The organism is Vibrio sp. 1249-1, assembly GCF_033340495.1.
In genome coordinates, this window is sequence record NZ_JAWOWJ010000919.1 from 1 (window position 1) to 571 (window position 571).

A 571-nucleotide genomic window follows, 5' to 3' on the forward strand; every position below is an offset into this window, starting at 1 on the left:
CCAGTAAGTAGGTTGTCATCAAGTCCTGATTCATATTCAATATTTCAGTGAGGTAGCTTTCCTGTTGTGTATTTAAATTATCCCTATTTTTCAATAACACCCAGCGCGAACGCTTGACCCATTGCCTTGCTTTTTTATCTTGTTTTAGCTTATTGGCTTGGTCGACTCTGACTCTATCCATCACTTCACGACCAAACTTAGCAACGACGTGGAACAAGTCGTAAACGATGCGAGCATTTGGGCAATGCTCTTGGACTTCAAGGTCAAAAGCCGTATTCATATCCATTGCTACAGCTTCGATATTTTTACCATGCTCACCTAGCTGTTCAAAGAACGGTCGAATATCCTTGCGGCTACGACCTAGTCCTATCCAGATAACCTGATGGCTTTTCGCGTCAGCAATGACCGTCGCATAGCGGTGCCCTTTAAAAATAGCGAACTCGTCCATGACGAGTTGCCTTAATTCACCCCATTTAACTTGCGGCACTACTTGTTGAAGCCGACGCTTATCTATCTCTTTGATTGTTTGCCAATGAACGCCTGTCACTTGGGCTATATGTTTAATTGGTAG

1 protein-coding gene is annotated in these 571 nt (G+C 43.4%); it reads right to left on the minus strand.

Translation table 11 applies throughout. The features are described from left to right. On the minus strand, positions 1 to 571 hold a 571-nt coding region (locus R7Z50_RS29685; RefSeq protein WP_318150039.1), incomplete at both ends, for a transposase.